The sequence below is a fragment of the Mycobacterium sp. genome (assembly GCF_008709575.1).
Classification (GTDB): Bacteria; Actinomycetota; Actinomycetes; order Mycobacteriales; family Mycobacteriaceae; genus Mycobacterium.
The window spans coordinates 1-750 of sequence record NZ_VYIK01000287.1 but is presented as its reverse complement, the minus strand read 5'-3'; the positions used below and the strand labels follow the sequence as shown (position 1 = coordinate 750).

Annotated in this window: 1 protein-coding gene; it reads right to left on the bottom strand. The window is 67.5% G+C overall.

From position 1 onward, the window contains the following. Positions 1-89: 89 nt before the first annotated feature. The coding region (locus F6Q13_RS18505) for an acyl-CoA dehydrogenase family protein (protein WP_293059643.1) at positions 90-750 on the bottom strand (661 nt) is incomplete at its 5' end.

Sequence of the window (750 nt, the reverse complement as noted above, 5' to 3'; positions counted from 1 at the left end):
CATGCGTGAGGCACCAACCACCGCTTCGCGCTCACTTTTAGCTGAGGCACCTCGGGGTGCTTGCTGAGGCGGCGGTCACCTGCACGCGGTCATGCCGTGGCGGGCAGTAGCGGCAGTGCGTCCGCGATGCGCTCGTTCCATGCCGTCGGTGTGCCGAACAGCACACGGTCCAGCTTGGCCCGCTTGTAGAAGAGGTGCAGGTCGTGCTCCCAGGTGTAGCCGATCGCGCCGTGGAGGGTCAGCGCGCTGTCGGCGAGCTCAGCGGCAGCAGCGGTGACCTGCGCCTTGGCGACAGCCGCGTGGGTCGCGCGCTCAGGCAAACCCTCCTCGGCCGATTGTGCTGCGTAGCAGACGATCGACAGCGAGGACTCCACAGTGACCAGCATCTGCGCGGCGGCATGTTTGACCGCTTGGAATGACCCGATCGGCCGGCCGAACTGCTGGCGCTGCTTGCTGTAGTCAACGGCGAGTTGGAGCATCCGCTCGGATGCGCCCAGTGCGTCGGCGGCGACCAGAACCGCTGCCCGGGTCGCGATTTCGCTGATCGTCGCGGCCGCGTCGAGCTCGAGCCGGCGTGCCGCGACGTCGTCAAGGACGACATCGGCCACATCCCTGGAACGGTCCAGCAGCGACCGGGGATGAATCCCTACGCCGCCGTCAGCGCCATCCACCAGCCACAGCGACATGGATTCGCCATCGGCTATGGGAACCAGGAATCGCCCTGCCCGGGTCGCGCCCAGTACGCACGGT